Raw genomic sequence first — 15,514 nt, 5'->3', positions numbered from 1 at the left:
CTACTCAATGAAATATAAGCAAAAGGCAGCTGATCTCAACAATGTGAAGTCAGCTGCCTAAGCAAGGTTCAAAATATTAAATTTTACCGGTCATCAGTACCATTTGACTTTGAACCTCAACTCCAAAGATCGTAGCGCCCTTTTCTTTTTGTCGATACGCTGCTGCCCTAAACGCAACGCATGGACAGGCTATTCTTCACGTTGTTTCCGTTTCAATCCTAATACCCCCATCAGAATGACCACAATGACACCCAAGAAGCCAAACGCTGGCCGCTCAGTTGTCTCTCCTGTCTTGGGTAATGCTCCCTTACCGGATGTATGTTGACCATTACGATCAGTCGTATCATCCGTGCTCGTTGACGTCGGAGTGGCTGGATTTGTTGGGATATTACCGCCAGAACTAGGCTGGCTGCCCTCATCGCCTTTGTCCTTACCTGTGTCGCCTGGAGCGGGCGCCGGGGTACCTTGACCGCCGCCTTTGTCGCTAGTACCGGTTGTATGTTGACTATTACGAACAGTCGTATCATCCGTGGTCGTTGACGTCGGTGTGGCTGGATTTGTTGGGATATTACCACCAGAACTAGGCTGGCTGCTCTCATCGCCTTTGTCCTTACCTGTGTCGCCTGGAGCGGGCGCCGGGGTACCTTGACCGCCGCCTTTGTCGCTAGTACCGGTTGTATCGTCGCCTTTACCAACTGTCTTGGCCGCTTCAACGGCAGCTGCCACCTTCGTTTTCAGACTTTGCAAAGCTTGTAAATGTGCAAGCTTGTCAGATGCATCAGCACTGGCTTGACCAGACGTCAAAGTGTCAGCAATGTCGGCATACCAAGTTTTGCCAGTTGCAGCATCTTTAGCATTGCCAACCTCAGCCGGTGTTGCCGCTTTAATACCCTCCGCAAGTTTTGCTAATACTGCATCAAGTACCTTGGCAAGAGTCGCTTGAAGCTGGTCGTCCGTTTGCGTCCCTGCTTGAGCTTGTGCCACTAGGTCGTCTAACGCTGCCGTAAATGTTTTGCCAGTGCTTGGATCAGTTTGATTGCCCAAGTCCGTTCCCAGCGCATCGTTCACAGATTGCAACTGGTTAAGCAGCGAAGTCTTCTTATCTGCAGGTAACTTGGCAGCTAATTGATTGATCGCAGTTTGCAGGTCTCGATTGGCACCAGTAAGTGAATCAACTGAGGCGTTCGTCTGATCAAGCGCCGTTTGTGCCTTCTGCGTTGCCGCTGCTAAAGCAGTCGTTGTAGCATCATCATACTTACCGCTGGCACTTAGCGTTTTGGCGGAAGCAATCAGATTAGTCAGTGCCTGCTTAGCTGCCTGCAATTGTGCAGGATCATCGGCCTTGATATTGGTGACAACATAGTCTACGGCTGGTGATTCATTACCGTATAAATCAGTCGACTTAAACTTGAAGGTGCCATTTGCCGTGACCGTTACACCGGCTGCCGGAACATCCTGATATGTCTTGCCACCATCAGTACTATACTGAACCGTTTCACCCGTTGCGGCAGCGTTTGCCGTCAGAGTCACCGTTTTGGCTGGTTCAGTGGTACTTGGCGTCACAGTTGGTGCTGCCAGTGTTTTCTTTGGTTCGTAGTAAACTGTGATGTTCTTGGTCGTGGTGTTGTCTTCGCTATCTGTAACAGCAACAGTCAGCACGTTTTTGCCTTCGAGCAATTTAACGGGCTGATCAATAGCCATATGACCTGGTTTGCCGCTATTGATGTTGATGTCTGCGTATTGGCTGGCGACAGAACTGCCGTTAATTGACAGACTCAGATATTGCGCATTGTCAGTGGCCGTTCCGGTAATCTGGAAGTTTGGATCGTTGGTATAAACCGGTGCATCTGTCGAGCTGTCCAATGACAATGTTGGAGCCACTGCATCCAAAATGAAGGTCAACGCTTCTTGGAAGGTCTTGTTTTGAGTGGTGTCACCCACAACAACCCCAAACGGTTTTTGTCCAAGAGTACCTAAATCTAAAGTGAAACTGAAAGTCAGATCATCCTTGATTGGAATTTGCTTACCATCAACCTGCAACGTTGTCGTTGGGTGCTTGACCTTACCGGTAATCGTCGCAATCCCGGTCTTAGGGTCATAGAACTTAGCCGAGGTGGCATTGAATTCATTGGCACCAAATGTCACACCTTGATCAAACGTCACAGAATTCTTCAACATATCAGGATCATAAGACGAGGTAATCGTCTTTTGCTCCGTCGTGGTGTTGCCGTCTTCGTCGGTGGCGGTCACCTGGATGGTATTGTCACCATAATTAATCGGTACATCAACACTAAAGTGATGTTGTGCATCAAGTGCTGCTACGGTGTCGCCAACATTAACTGTCTTAGTGTCAGCACTAATCGTCCCTGTAACCTTGATGGTCGCTTCAGAGGTCTGATCCGAGCCATTGTTGAATTTCAAATCAGTAAAGGTTGGCGCCGTCAGCCGAACTTTGGTGTCAAAATGTTTAAGCAACTGGGTATGCGCCTTATCGGCATATAGATCCACTTGCGCGGCGTAATCAGCATTTGTGACCGCCATTGAGGCAGTGAAACTGTTAGTCGCAGCATCGTAGGCTGTGTTCAAATCATGTTTCTTTCCTTGTGCATCAGTGTAAGTACCGTCAACCGCTGCTGGATACGTTCCACTAAACGTATACGTACCGCTACCTTGAGTATTGGCTTCGTAGCCAGTTGTGGTACTTGAGATCTTGTCTGCGATACCGCCACCGTTCACAATTAAATCAAACGATGTAGACCCCGGCTTCTGAACGCTGGCAGCTTGATCAGTGGCATTGGATGCATTATCAGTCAAGTACAGCTCAGCCGAATTGTCGCCATTGCCAAGTGCTTGGGCCTGTTCATCAGATAATGGCGTTTCAATTTTGGTGTATCCATCAGCCGTTGTCCCAGCATCGGTAAAGGTAGCATCAAGATTCGTCACTTCATTAATTGCAGTTTTAACGCTCTTGGTGGCATCAAGACCACTCAAATCATCCTTGGCTTCAGCTGTCAAATAATACTGGGTTTTCCCATTTTCCGTTTTGGCTGACAAAGCGACATGACGAACTGTCGGCGCCTTAGAGTCGAGCTTGAAAGGCACATCAAACACTTGACGTTTGTCGCCGCCTTCCGGTACACCGGAAATACGATAAGTATAACTGCCATCATCAGCCGTCTTGATGTTGCCATCACGTTGATCATAATAGGTGCCATCCCACGCTGGAGCATTGTAGTAGATGTACTGCTGCGAATTAGCATTATAATAGGTCTTCGTCAGATTGTTGGAACTGCTGAGAGTCGTAACTTTATTGCCCTGACCATCAAGAATATCAACTTGGACGTTGCTGATATTGCGCAATAGATAATACTTCATGCTGATTTCATTATATAAGGCATTCTTGTCACTCGAAAAAGCAATCGCCTGATCGTCAACTGTCTGGTTGCCATCAGCGTCTGTGACCATACCGCCATGATATTTATTGCCTGTATTTTTGTTCGTCAATAGTGGCACCGTGCCATAATTACCACCAGCAGGACTATAAGTGATCCCATTGAGACTATCGACAATCTTACCGTCATTCCAGTCACCAAAAAAGCCCATGTATGGCAAGTTTAAGCGCGATCCATCACTACCCTTAAAGTTCAGAAAACCTTCAACAAATTGCTGTTGGTCAAAAGACTTCGGCAAAGATAGTGTGAATTCAATCTGCGCCGTTTTCCCAGCAGGCACAGTTATGTTACTGCCAGCTTTAATGACTGCTCCATCAATCTTCTTGTCATACAAAACCCCAGAATTAGGGTCAGTCGCTGATGTATAAACGGCATTAGTATCCGTATTACTGTCCATTTGATAGGTTAGTTCATGAGTCGTGCGATTCGTGAAGGTCAGTTTAAAGGTCTTGTCCGTACTCGTGAAGTCTTTCAATTCAACTGCCGGGTAGCCGTTTTCGGCGACAACCGTTGACGGATTCTTTTCTAATGCATCAATGGCTGCCTTCACATCAACAAGACCGGCCCCTTGCCGCCGCGGCGATACGATAACATTATTGTAGTTAATATCGTTGATTGGCTGGGCAGTATTCATCTCAACTGTCTTAAGAAAATCGGTGAGCGCTGTCCCTTTAAGTTGTTTGTAGTAAGCATAAAACGGGTTGTTTTTGTTATTCAATGCTTGTTTCAACAATGCTTGTGAACCGGCAATAAATGGCGAGGCCATTGACGTACCAGACATATTTGTGTAGCCATTGTTGTTTTGCGTTGACCAGATGTTGCCGCCTGGTGCGGTAATATCTGGTTTGAAGGAAAGATTGGAAACTGGCCCATAGGATGTGAAGTCAGACATCTTGTCTTCAGTATATTTCTGATTTGGTACCAGCGTCGGGGCAATCTTGACACCGAGACTATCATCTGGGTGTGCTGTGACCCAGTCAACCAGCTTTTGACCGGTTACACTGGAGAGCCCAAATGTTGGGAAGGTGGTGGTTAACGCGATAGAAGTCACCGGTGTTGCTGTGCCATCGTTGTTGACAATGATCAAGCCAGCAGCACCAGCGGCTTGGGCGTATTTTTGTTTGTCAGCAAAGGTAAGTTCGCCACGTTTAACGATGGCAATTTTGCCTTTAGCGTCAGCAGTATAGTCGGCTACTGTCCCTTTGCTGAGGTTGCCACTAGCATCTTTAACAACATAAAACTTCTTTTGGTCAAAGCTACCAGTGAAATCGTTGCTTGAAAGCTGAATGGTTTCCGGTCCAAGCTGTAAACCTGTACCATCTGTAATGGTCACTGCCTGAGTGATGACATCCGTGTTTTCAGCGGAAGCAACTGTGGTTGCTCCTCGTGATGTCCCTGGCGATCCCACCATTTCATTGTCTTGCAAACCGTAATAATCTTTGTTGACGCCTTCAGTTGCTGAACTGGATGTTCCTGAGTTCCCAGCAGAAATGACGGCGGCTGTTCCTGATTCGTTAGCATTTTGCACCGCAGCAATTTCTGGATCCTCCAAGGTTTGGTTGCCTGAACCAGATCCTAAGGACATGTTGAGGACATCGGCACCGATTTTTGCCGAGTCTTCAATGGCAGAAACCAAGGTAGCTGAACCGGTTGTTGCAGAAGTGTTAGAGTTGGTGAAAACTTTCATTGCCAGTAGCTGTGCTTCTGGCGCAACTCCGACAACAGACTTGGCTGGATCGTCACCTGTCCCGTTAGCACCGATGATCCCAGCAACATGCATGCCGTGTTGTTCGTCAACCGCATCATCTGTAATGGTGTCGTTATTATCAGCATAATTAAACCCATATGGCACTTTTGAATTAAAATAGCGGCCATGCTTGGCGGTATCAGTGAATTTTTCAACATCAGATTTGGTTAGTTTAACGTCTTTATCATTGCTTAGCCGCATGTCTTTGTGTGTTGGATCAATGCCAGTGTCAATAACCGAGACAACTGTGCCTTCACCTTTATATTTGTAATTGGACCATACGGCTTGCACATTCGCCATCGAGTTTGCCTTAGCATCAGTCGGATAATAAACTTTCGCCAATGTGACTGTTTTAACTCCGGCAATTTGTTTCAGTTTAGGGATATCAACAACCCTAACTTTAGTTGAAAAGCCGTTAACGACATAGCCATAACTTTCACTGGCAGTTTGTTGGGTGACTTGTTCAACAGCTGCCTTAACGCTTGCCTGAGCCGCGATCACTTTATTGGTCTCCTGCTGAATCTCCGCCGTGCTGGAGTAATCAGTTCTTAAAGTGCCGTTTTCAGAGGCAGGCGCTGCGCTCATTTGAACAATGACGTCAACATAAATATCTTGCTGCTGAACTTTATTCAGCTTATTGTAATCAATACCTTTAGCCGCCAACTGTGTAGCAATCGCTTGATTCGTTGTCGCTGCAGTTGTGTCAGTGGCCGCTTGCTTAGCAGCCGTCACCGTATTTGCAAGTGATGATCCCTTAGTTTGCTGCGAGATAGCCGCCTTTGCTTGGATTTCGCCGACTGGCAAGACAGCCAGCGCCCCTAAAGCGACTGTACCGGCTAACAAGATCGATAGCCCTTTCTTTTTCCTTTGCATCCAATACCCTCCACTTTCCAAAAGTTTCATAACCAAATCAAAACCTACGCTTGATGTAGTTAAGATTATAGTATATAATATAATAGCATATACAATTATATTATATTATATACTATTAAAGAACAAATTCAACTAAAATTTTAATCTTCTATTAATTTTTTTATCTGTAAATTAACTTTTAGCGTTATTATTTAGCCGTTTACAGACTATAGATGTTTTGAAATTTTTAGCATTATTAGAAAATGAGTATTTGAGTTGAAATTCTCAATTGCCAAAGCTAGAATAAATACACAACGTTTACTGTAAGCATTTCAGAGGAGACCGAATCGATGAAGAAAAAAACGCGCCTTAAAGTATTATTGGCAGGTACCGCAACTGCTTTACTGCTGCTAAGCGGTTGTCAGTCAAATCAGACCGACCAAACAGTTGCGACCTATTCAGGTGGCAAGGTGACTGAAAGTAGCTTCTACAAGGAACTCAAACAGTCACCAACGACAAAGACCATGCTTGCTAACATGCTTATTTACCGTGCATTGAATCATGCCTATGGAAAATCGGTTAGCACTAAAACAGTTAATGACGCCTATGATAGCTACAAACAACAATACGGCGAAAATTTCGATGCTTTCTTAAGTCAAAACGGTTTCAGTCGCAGTAGCTTCAAGGAAAGCCTACGAACCAACTTTTTAAGTGAAGTTGCACTGAAAAAGTTAAAAAAGGTTTCTGAAAGCCAGCTCAAGGCCGCTTGGAAGACCTATCAGCCCAAAGTGACTGTCCAACATATTCTCACTAGCGACGAGGACACTGCTAAGCAAGTTATCAGTGATTTAGCAGCTGGCAAGAATTTTGCCACGCTTGCGAAAACTGATTCCATTGATACTGCGACTAAAGATAACGGCGGGAAGATTAGTTTTGAATTAAACAATAAAACGCTCGATGCCACATTTAAGGATGCTGCCTACAAATTAAAGAATGGTGACTACACGCAGACCCCAGTCAAAGTGACAGACGGGTATGAAGTTATTAAAATGATTAACCATCCCGCCAAAGGCACCTTTACTTGCAGTAAAAAAGCGCTAACTGCCAGCGTTTACGCTAATTGGTCTCGCGATTCAAGCATCATGCAACGCGTTATCAGTCAGGTATTGAAGAACCAGCATGTGACGATTAAAGACAAGGATCTTGCGGATGCGCTAGATAGTTATAAGAAGCTTGCGACAACGAATTAAGGCTTAACCGAGTAAGATGAAATAACAGCCAGTTCTTTTAGAAATTGTCTCTTCGTCAAGTAGAGTTGATAGATCTTTTGTGAAGCATCTAGGCCTTAATTGGTCTAGGTGCTTTTATTATGCTGCTGCCTTGCTGCTCTTAGCTCTGAACCAAACCCGTTCCAGGAATATACGATTGATGAAATTGTTCCAATTCGTATAGCCGTACGCAGTGTTCTTAATCTTCTTGATGATGCCGTTAATACCCTCAAGGGTTCTGTTGCAAAGTTTTTCAAAAAATCTATTTTAGTGTAAAATTGAGAAAAAAGACAGAGAGGACAGAGTAATGAATCATTTTAAAGGCAAACAATTCAAAAAAGACTTCAATATTGTCGCTGTTGGTTACTACCTGCGTTACAATCTAAGCTATCGTGAAGTTCAGGAATTGTTATATGATCGTGGAATAAATGTTTGTCATACTACGATTTATCGTTGGGTGCAAGAGTACAGCAAAGTCCTCTATGATCTTTGGAAGAAGAAAAATAGACAATCCTTCTATTCATGGAAAATGGACGAAACCTATATCAAAATTAAGGGACGTTGGCATGATCTTTATCGTGCAATTGATGCGGACGGCTTAACCTTAGATATCTGGTTACGAAAGAAACGGGATACGCAAGCAGCCTATGCTTTCTTAAAACGACTCCATAAACAGTTTGGTGAGCCGAAAGCAATTGTGACCGATAAAGCACCTTCTCTTGGCTCCGCCTTTAGAAAGTTACAGAGTGTGGGTTTATATACTAAGACAGAGCACCGAACTGTGAAGTATCTTAACAATTTAATAGAACAAGACCATCGACCTATTAAACGACGGAATAAATTTTATCAAAGTCTCCGTACAGCCTCTTCCACGATTAAGGGCATGGAGACCCTTCGAGGAATATATAAAAAGAACCGAAGAAATGGAACGCTCTTCGGCTTTTCGGTGTCTACTGAAATCAAGGTATTAATGGGAATACCAGCCTAAGATATTTGGAGTTCAGAGAGAACGCGTTTGATTTTCAAACTTCGCAACAGAACCGAAATAGCTATAAATAAGAGGAAACCTAAGGAACCAATTATTTTTCATTCGGATCATGGAAGCCCCTTTAAATCAGCTTCCTTTAGAAAACCCGAATTGCTAGTTGATTATTTAGCCATGACTTGATACCCGATAGAATATCTTAAAGTCTCTGGTTCCAGTGATTTAGCTGATTTCAATATTAGAGAATAACTTAAAAGCGTCATCTCTAATTTGACTTGAAAACCATCAGAAGAACGACTTTTACAGCGTTCAGCTCCGAGGTTTGTCAGAAAAGAGAATACGCGTTCAATGACTTTTCGACGTTTTGAAAAATTAGGAAAAGTAATGTACTTTTTCTTCATGTTCATTCTGACGGGTGTAATAAGTTCAATTTCCTTGAGTTCAAGCCTATCATGAAGCACTTGACCTAAATAGCCCATATCTCCAAGGACTATGGGTGTGCCAAATTGAGACGATACTTCCTCGGCCATTGTACTGTCAGCTATTGAAGCAGGACTAATCACGTAGTCGATGACATAGCCTGATTCACTGACTAAAGCATGACATTTACAGCCATAAAAGTACTGACCTTTGGTAGCATTGTAGCCAATATTTGCATAGTCGCCCAAAACTTTGCTTCTAAAATTACGAATCGGCTGACACAAAGGAATGGGAAAGCTGTCAATAATAGACACATCAATCCCTTCAACTTCTTTAAAGACGAGAGCTTGGCGAATGACTTGGATACTCAGTAAGAGGGCATTACAACGGCGGACAAAGCGAGAATATTCTAGGAAATTAGGAAATAAACTTTGAGCCAATTGGTGCTTAGCTTTAAGTGTTTGACTAAAATGCAGTACGCCCCATAGGTAACAAGTAATCACTAAACAGTCAGATGTTGCAAGATGGACGTTCTTTCGGTTTTGAACCTCAAGGGGAACACTCGTTTGATAAATCGCTTCAATGCTTGTCAGTAAATAAACAAAAACTTTTGTAAGTGTGCTATTATAAGTCATATAGGTCGTGCGCTTTCTAATGTTTAGTGGTTTAAGATTAGGATAGCACGACTTATATATTTTTCAATGAAATCAACTAGCAATTCGGGTCGTAAGAGACTATTTTATATTTAGCAATTTTAATGATTGGCAGGCAAAATTATAGGCAAATCATTTTTTAAAAGACAAGTAGGAGGAAAATTATGTTTTTAGGATTAGAATTAGGGAGTTGGGCTGAATGGGTTACTGGAATTGGCTCCATTCTGGCTATTTCAGCAGGTTTCTTTTACAGGAAGCATGACAAAAAACTACAAATAAGGATTAAAGGATATTTGTATCATTTTAGGAAACAAGTTGAATTTTCGGAGAATCAAAATAGCACTTCTCAGGATAACGTATCAGTTGATAAAGAGTCATCCTATTTTAAAATTAATGTCAGGAACATAGGTGAGATGGACACCAAAATTTTGGAGGCCGGAATAACCAATAAATACTTCACATACGAGGACATCTGGCAGGATGTGAAAGAGAAAAAATATGCTTTGTATACTTTTAAGACAAATAAAGAGATTGTCGGTAAAACTGCACTACCTTTAAATATGCCATGGGTTGAAAAGGATCTTGGTCAGACAATTTCAAAAAAAAGCGCTCGAAAACTGAAAGTATATGCAATCGATGAACTTGATAATATCTACTATGGCAAATTAAAGTTTGTCGATGACATCACGGAACGCGTAAAACAATAATTACGAAATTGTGTTGTCTAAATACTATGTCACTTTGCAATATAAACCCGAATTGCTAGTTAATTTCATTGGAAAATAAATAAGTCGTGCTATCCTAATCTTAAACCACTAAGCATTAGAAAGCGCACGACTTATATGACTTATAATAGCACACTTCCAAAAGTTTTTGTTTATTTACTGACAACCATTGAGACGCTTTATCAAACGAGTGTTCCCCTTGAGGTTCAAAACCGAAAGAACGTCCATCTCGCAACATCAGGTTGCTTAGTTATCGCTTGTTACCTATGGGGCGTACTGCATTTTAGTGAAACGCTTAAAGCTAAGCACCAATTGGCTCAAAGTTTATTTCCTAATTTCCTAGAATATTCTCGCTTTGTCCGCCGTTGTAATGCCCTCTTACCGAGTATCCAAGTCATTCGCCAAGCACTCGTCTTTAAAGAGGTTGAAGGAATGAGTGTATCCATTATTGACAGCTTCCCCATTCCTTTGTGTCAGTCGATTCGTAATTTCAGAAGCAAAGTTCTTGGAGATTATGCAAATGTTGGCTACAATGCTACAAAGGGACAGTACTTCTATGGATGTAAATGTCATGCTTTAGTCAGTGAATCAGGCTATGTCATAGACTACACAATTACTCCTGCTTCAATGGCTGATAGTTCAATGACCGAGGAAGTGTTGAGTCAATTTGGGACACCAACAGTCCTTGGAGATATGGGATATTTAGGTCAGTCACTGCATGATAGGCTGGAACTCAAGGAAATTGAACTTATTACACCTGACATGAAGCAAAAGAAAATCCTTTTCCCTAATTTTTCAAAACGTAGAAAAGTGATTGAGCGAGTTTTTTCTTTTTTGACAAATCTAGGAGCTGAGCGTTGTAAAAGTCGTTCGCCTCAAGGTTTTCAATTGAAATTAGAGATGATACTTTTAGCGTATTCTTTACTGTTAAAATCAGATAAATCACTGGAACCAGAGACTTTAAGATATTCTATCGGGTATCAAGTCATGGCTAAATAATCAACTAGCAATTCGGGTTTTAGAAAGTTATTAGATGAGCATCAATTGCTTGCTTCTTACTCCAAGCCTGTATATCCTTATGATAATGCCGTCACTGAGGTCTTTTTCAAGTATCTTAAACATCGAGAAATTAATCGCAGACTTATCACTCCATTCAAGAAGTTCAACTCTCTTGCTTTGAATACATCGAACAATTTTATAACAATTATAATCCTCATCCCGCCAACAATGGTTTAACTCCAAATTAGAAAGTGTTCAAGAAAATCAAACTAATAAAAAGCAAGAATCACTCCAAAAAGCTATTGATGAGATTAGGGGAACATTCGATTTTCTTTCAATACAAAAGGCAAGTAGTTTATCCGAGGGTTCACTTGTCATTTATCGGAACAAACTCATTGGAGGTCATGCAGCAAGTCAAGACAAGGAGGAAAAAGATGTCAGTTGACCGTTTATACAGCCCCTATGAAGTCATCCGTGCTTATCACGATAGAGGGATGATGAAATGGGGCGCATTTGCGACTGGAGAACTCACGAAGGCTCAAAGTACTTTTGAAAAAGAAAAAAAAGATGATAAGAAAATTCAAGCTTTACCACATCATGTAGTCCTTTATCTTCTCAATCAGTCTTTTTCAAATCAGCTACAAATCAAAGTTAAATATCAATCAAAAGATAAATTAAATGAAGTCTATGGTTTTGTATCAGAATTTATCAATAATCAAGTAAGAGTTAAATCAACGGATAAAATCTATCTCATATCCATTGAACAAATTATAAATATTTCCTAAATAAAAAGGGGGCTAAATTTAGCCCCCTTTTTATTTCATCAACAACTCAATCAATTTTTTCTTGATTTCTTGTTCTTCTTCCGTTCCCTCAAACTCTAATTTTTCTAATTGAGTTTCAATTTTCTTTAACTGCGTGATTGGCTTTTTAGCGGATTTCTTTTGGGGGCTAATTTTTGCCCCCTCTTCTTCTCCACCTTGTTCTTTAGCTTTTCTAATCAGTTTTTGAGCGGTATAATGACTGATACCAAATCTTTCGGCAATTAAGTCCCTAGTCTTTCCTTTAACAGGTTTTCCGTTGATTTGTAACCCTTGTTTTTTGGCTTTATCTAAAATATCCATATAGTCATCAATGATGGCTATTTTTTCTTCTTCTGGCATTTTTAAGAGCGAGCGAGTTTGTAGGTTAGTTTCATGCAACTTTAGTCTTGTTACAAGCTCATCCTCGTCTTCATCAACTTTCTTAGCGAGAACTTCGTAATCTTCAGGGAGTCTATTTTCACTAATTAGTTTTTTAATAGCATTAAATCGTCTATGCCCTGCAATCAATTCATAGCTATATTTATCACGTTGTTTAACAAGAACGGGTTGTAATAAGCCTAACTCGTCTATGCTATCAGCTAACTTATCAATGTCAACTAAATCATAGTTGTTATTCTCATTTTCCTTTATCTCCTCAATAGGAATATTTTTTGTATTTGTTTTTTTTCGCTTGTGTTCATCCTTGTTCATAAGGTCTGTAAATCCGAAACTATTACTCATTTTTTAACCCCTTTTTACTATTTCATCAATAAGATTTAAATAATCATCTTTTACTTTAGAACTTTTAGAACTATCAATTAACACCTCATTCTTTAAAGCACTTTCTGTAACTGGCTTAGCTTGATGTCGTATTGTTGTTTCAAATCTATTCCCAGATATTTCTTGAATAAATTGTTTATCAATATTATTTCTGTTGACCATTGTGTAAAGTACGGTCACCTCTGTATCTAACTCATAATCATCAATAATTTGATTGATGTTCTTCAAAGTCGTTCTATAACCTTCAAGTGCAAATTTATCAATTTTTATTGGGATGATAATTTCATCACTCGCAATAATAATATTGAGAGTAATTAGATTAATTGTTGGAGCACAATCAATAATACAATAATCATATTTAGAATCTAGTTTCTTTAAAACTTTTTTTACAATGTTTGATGAATTACGATTGAATGAATTTCTTACTTTCAATTCACTTTCAGCAACTGCTAAACTTGAACCAATCATGTCCAAATTATCACTTACGTTATAAACATACTGGTCAACATCATCTAGTTTTTCATCAACTATCAGTTCTGCAAAACCTTTATAATCCTCTTTCGAGCGTTCATCTTCAAGAAAAATACTTGTTGCATTAGCTTGCATATCTGTATCAATCAACAGAGTTTTGAACCCTCTATTTGCTAAACCTTTTGCTATATTTCCACCTGTTGTTGTTTTAGCAACTCCGCCTTTTAAGTTTAATAGACTTATTGTTTTCATATTTTCTCTCTATTCTTTATTTATATTCTCATGAGTCTTTGCGAAATGATAAAGTCCCTCTAACGTTTCAAATTTAGTGTTACCCAATGTCGTTTTTTTATTTCTTAGGTTTGAAATCGTCATCCTAGAAACTTTTATTCCAATTTTTTCGAGTTCTTTCTCAATATACCAACCAGAAAAATTTTCGTCATCATCGAGTAATCTCTGTACCACGTTTTTAATTTCATCTGTTACTTTTTCCATATCAACCTTTCTTCACAAATATACGATACTTGCGAAAACTATATTTTTATAATTCATTATTTCATTCTCAGCCCTCTCACATTTTGTGGTAAACATTCTTACTTTTTCTCTGTCCAAAGGTTTGAAGCAAGAAGTTGTTTTATTTTTACTATACATCTATTATATCGTAAATTTATGTTTACGTCAAAGGTTTTTACGGTTTTTCTTAAATTTTTTATATAAAAATAAAGGGGGCTAATTTTAGCCCCCTTTATCAATTAAGAATCAAGTTTAATTCCTTTATTTTTCTGGAGGGAAATTTTGTCGAATATTGATAAGAACAATTAATTTTGATATACTTACTTATATCAAACCTCTCTGGTTTGTGGTAGCTTTTTGCTCTTTCTCTGTCCAAAAGGTTGAGAGTAAAAAGTTTTTTTAGAGGAAAAGTTCATTCATATATTCGTTCCAAAAAAAGGAGCTAAATTTAGCCCCTTTTTTTTATACTTAATATTGAAGGTAAATATTTAGTTTATTTACTATCCCAAGGACCATTCATTGGTACATAGAAATCAGACGAACTATCAAAAACTAATTTATGTATATTTTGAGCCTTATACGTTGTTAGAAATGCTCTGTATTCTGAAAATTTATTTCCAAAAACAACACTCGGTCTAAAATTATTAATCATTTGATTGCTGTCTAGCTTCCAATCGATTGCTTTCATCTCAGCCACTTGTAACAATTCATCTATCGCTACACCACTTTCAAGTAATTTATGAATCGGTTGAAGAAGTTGTATATCATCTAGTTCAAATTGAATATCATAATAATTTGGTAAATGTTTAATTATTCCGTTTTCATCAAAATTAAAATTTACTTTTGATAAGTAATTAAAGTATTCTAATACCATTCTTGCTTCGTTTATAAATGGACTATCTGTACCAGGAGAAGAAGTACGAGAATTCATAGATATATGATTGCTGCCTGATAAATCAGCATTAAATGGCGTATATGTAAATTCAATAGACTGTATTCTTCGTCCAGAAGTGTGATAAATATAATCTAAATTTTTAACAATTTGAGTTCCTTCAGGAGTAGTTAATTCTGATATTTCTTTAACCGCAGTTTCTAAATATTTTTTACGATTTTTTCTGAGGTCAAATACCTCTTTGGTGTTAAAGGAGTCTTCTTGAGTCTTCAATATTTTAAGTATTTTTTTATCAAAATCATCAATTCTCATTTTTGTACCTTTTGGAAAACTCCTAAACTCGCTTATAAAGCGGTAAACACGTTTGGAGTACTTAGATGGCAGACTATTGTTGATTCCTCTATTATATTGTAAATGTTTAACCGTTCTCCAGTCTTTGGAATTGATTAAGTCATAAACATATAGCGGTTTATCAATCACATGCCCTTTTGCATCAACTTGTTCTGAACTAATTTGAGCATTAGAAATTGTGAGTTTTACTTCTTTTTTAGTACCATCAAAATCAATTACACTGAAAATATTTATTGTTTTCCATGATTTGGGAGTGCCATCATCATTTGTTTCTCTTACTTGATAGTATGAGAAATTTTTCAATGCCTCGTTTAAATCATACATTATTTTTTGTAGCCGTTTACCATTGTAGAGCGATTTCACACCATTTTTACGTGTTACCCACAATCCACCTAATTCCGCTAATTCCTGATAAGAAAATGTTACTGGTTCACTCCCGTTATAACGGTCTCTCAGCTCTCCAAGTATAGCATAAGTAATATTTTCACTTGCAGCATTTATGTCTTCAGTAGAGAACATCTCAGGCAATTGACGGCTGTATTTAATATCTTTTCTAAATTTATCCTCACTATCAAGTTCATCAAGTAAATCGTAACTTTGCAT

General features: G+C 39.5%; 11 protein-coding genes and 3 pseudogenes. 7 read left to right on the top strand and 7 right to left on the bottom strand.

The window, feature by feature from the left end; all coding sequences use genetic code 11:
- Window positions 1-189: 189 nt before the first annotated feature.
- Complete coding sequence (prtP, locus tag MKX45_RS11530; protein WP_340817294.1) at window positions 190-6,072, bottom strand: PII-type proteinase; 5,883 nt, start codon at window positions 6,070-6,072, stop codon at window positions 190-192.
- Window positions 6,073-6,401: 329 nt separating this feature from the next.
- On the opposite strand from prtP, the gene MKX45_RS11525 reads away from it, so the two are divergent.
- On the top strand, window positions 6,402-7,301 hold the full coding sequence (locus MKX45_RS11525; RefSeq protein WP_340817293.1) for a peptidylprolyl isomerase PrsA: 900 nt from the start codon (window positions 6,402-6,404) through the stop codon (window positions 7,299-7,301).
- Window positions 7,302-7,418: 117 nt separating this feature from the next.
- Here the strand turns inward: MKX45_RS11525 and MKX45_RS11520 are convergent.
- Window positions 7,419-7,562, bottom strand: a pseudogene (locus MKX45_RS11520) (transposase); the annotation flags it as partial.
- A gap of 64 nt (window positions 7,563-7,626) precedes the next feature.
- Between MKX45_RS11520 and MKX45_RS11515 the strand changes: the two are divergent.
- Window positions 7,627-8,307 (top strand): IS6 family transposase, encoded by a 681-nt coding sequence (locus MKX45_RS11515; protein WP_340817292.1) that lies wholly within the window; start codon window positions 7,627-7,629, stop codon window positions 8,305-8,307.
- Between the two features lie 161 nt (window positions 8,308-8,468).
- On the opposite strand, the gene MKX45_RS11510 is transcribed toward MKX45_RS11515, so the two are convergent.
- Entirely contained in the window at window positions 8,469-9,359 is an 891-nt protein-coding gene (locus tag MKX45_RS11510) for an IS982 family transposase (protein WP_340817291.1), read from the bottom strand.
- A 182-nt stretch (window positions 9,360-9,541) separates the two neighbouring features.
- On the opposite strand from MKX45_RS11510, the gene MKX45_RS11505 reads away from it, so the two are divergent.
- The 5 genes and pseudogenes from MKX45_RS11505 to MKX45_RS11485 all read left to right on the top strand — a co-directional run bounded on the left by MKX45_RS11505 (window position 9,542) and on the right by MKX45_RS11485 (window position 11,886).
- On the top strand, window positions 9,542-10,084 hold the full coding sequence (locus tag MKX45_RS11505; RefSeq protein ID WP_052133406.1) for a hypothetical protein: 543 nt from the start codon (window positions 9,542-9,544) through the stop codon (window positions 10,082-10,084).
- Window positions 10,085-10,219: 135 nt separating this feature from the next.
- Window positions 10,220-11,101, top strand: coding sequence for an IS982 family transposase (locus tag MKX45_RS11500; RefSeq protein WP_340817290.1), 882 nt, complete (start codon window positions 10,220-10,222; stop codon window positions 11,099-11,101).
- A 9-nt stretch (window positions 11,102-11,110) separates the two neighbouring features.
- Window positions 11,111-11,349, top strand: a pseudogene (locus MKX45_RS11495) (integrase core domain-containing protein); the annotation flags it as partial.
- Window positions 11,340-11,546 (top strand): annotated as a pseudogene (locus tag MKX45_RS11490) (hypothetical protein); the annotation flags it as partial. The pseudogenes MKX45_RS11495 and MKX45_RS11490, both read left to right, overlap by 10 nt.
- Window positions 11,536-11,886, top strand: a complete 351-nt coding sequence (locus MKX45_RS11485; protein WP_340817289.1) for a hypothetical protein — start codon at window positions 11,536-11,538, stop codon at window positions 11,884-11,886. The pseudogene MKX45_RS11490 and the gene MKX45_RS11485, both read left to right, overlap by 11 nt.
- A gap of 30 nt (window positions 11,887-11,916) precedes the next feature.
- Here the strand turns inward: MKX45_RS11485 and MKX45_RS11480 are convergent, their stop codons facing one another.
- From MKX45_RS11480 to MKX45_RS11465, 4 genes are all read right to left on the bottom strand, one after another.
- Complete coding sequence (locus tag MKX45_RS11480; RefSeq protein ID WP_340817288.1) at window positions 11,917-12,615, bottom strand: ParB/RepB/Spo0J family partition protein; 699 nt, start codon at window positions 12,613-12,615, stop codon at window positions 11,917-11,919.
- 33 nt (window positions 12,616-12,648) lie between these two features.
- Window positions 12,649-13,407 (bottom strand): ParA family protein, encoded by a 759-nt coding sequence (locus MKX45_RS11475; protein ID WP_163647292.1) that lies wholly within the window; start codon window positions 13,405-13,407, stop codon window positions 12,649-12,651.
- 9 nt (window positions 13,408-13,416) lie between these two features.
- Window positions 13,417-13,650: a hypothetical protein gene (locus MKX45_RS11470; RefSeq protein ID WP_014573541.1), complete on the bottom strand. Its 234-nt coding sequence runs from the start codon at window positions 13,648-13,650 to the stop codon at window positions 13,417-13,419.
- Between the two features lie 511 nt (window positions 13,651-14,161).
- Window positions 14,162-15,514: replication initiation protein (locus MKX45_RS11465; protein ID WP_259771319.1), on the bottom strand; the 1,353-nt coding region annotated here is incomplete at its 5' end.

Source organism: Lactococcus sp. FSL W8-0209 (assembly GCF_038006585.1).
In the GTDB taxonomy this organism is placed as follows: Bacteria; Bacillota; Bacilli; order Lactobacillales; family Streptococcaceae; genus Lactococcus; species Lactococcus lactis.
Note: the sequence above shows the minus strand (reverse complement) of the source record. Positions and strands in the feature narration are given on the sequence as shown.